We start from the raw sequence: 525 nt of genomic DNA, 5'->3' as shown, positions 1-525 counted from the left end.
CAGAAGATTTATTAAAAAATTCTATTTCTATCCCTTATCCAGATGGGAAAATCTTTACACCTACCGCACTGTCAAATGATGGTATTGCTTATGGCGAGGCTGTTGACCAAGGACACGAGGATCAGAATTATCTTGCTGTATGAATTTACATACCAAGGAATTTCAAAAGATAAAAGATGTTGAAAAGACCTCTAATCTGACTCATGTAGCTGTTAGCTATGTGGATCATGATATTGTTGTTTTTGAAGAGTATGATCAACTCAATCAGACAGGGATTTACTATCTCTGGAAGATAAAAGACAAATCTTTAACGACACTGATCGATAGGAGACCTATCGGAACGGTTCCAGTTACTCAAGTAGCTCGATCCAACCAGAAACTCTTTATAAATTATGAAGTAGGCGATAGCCTATATCAAATTGAAGAATTTGACCTTGAAACAGGGACTCATCAGACGATTGAATCAGAAAATAGCGGTTTTCCGACTGTCTTTAAAGATCACTTGTATTATGTACAAATTGATAA

Annotated in this window: 1 pseudogene; it reads left to right on the top strand. The window is 36.0% G+C overall.

Annotated elements, in window-relative coordinates:
* Window positions 1–139: 139 nt before the first annotated feature.
* Window positions 140–525, top strand: a pseudogene (locus SPADD19_RS10925) (hypothetical protein); the annotation flags it as partial.

This window comes from Streptococcus parasanguinis (genome assembly GCF_001578955.1).
GTDB classification, from domain to species: domain Bacteria; phylum Bacillota; class Bacilli; order Lactobacillales; family Streptococcaceae; genus Streptococcus; species Streptococcus parasanguinis_U.
This window is presented reverse-complemented; position numbering and strand designations above follow the sequence as displayed.